Source organism: Adlercreutzia equolifaciens, assembly GCF_029076695.1.
Classification (GTDB): Bacteria; Actinomycetota; Coriobacteriia; order Coriobacteriales; family Eggerthellaceae; genus Adlercreutzia; species Adlercreutzia equolifaciens_A.
Genome location: NZ_JARFIK010000264.1, coordinates 1 through 316, shown reverse-complemented (window position 1 = coordinate 316; position 316 = coordinate 1). Strand labels below are relative to the sequence as shown.

General features: G+C 57.3%; 1 protein-coding gene. It reads left to right on the top strand.

Annotated elements, in window-relative coordinates; all coding sequences use genetic code 11:
• The coding region (locus tag PZH32_RS12340; RefSeq protein ID WP_275208542.1) for a YfhO family protein at positions 1-316 on the top strand (316 nt) is incomplete at both ends.

Here is a 316-nt window from a genome sequence, read left to right as displayed (position 1 = left end):
GTGGCTACCAACACCTCGTCCTCCTACGGCGGCACGGTGAACTGGGCCGTCAACATGGGCTACAGCGACAAGGCGCGCAAGAAGTTCCTCCTTCGTTTTTCCAAGCCGGGGTTCTATAGCTGGGACAAGCTGTCCATCGTGTCCCAGCCAGTGGGCGCCATTGAGGAGAACCTGAAGAAGCTGAAGGAAAACAACAAGGCGTCCATCAGTTTCTCCACAAACCGCATGGACGTGGCCGTTGCTCCTGAAGAGGGCGCCGATGAACGCTATACTTTTTTGTCGATGCCCTATTCGGCGGGATGGTCCGCCACCATGG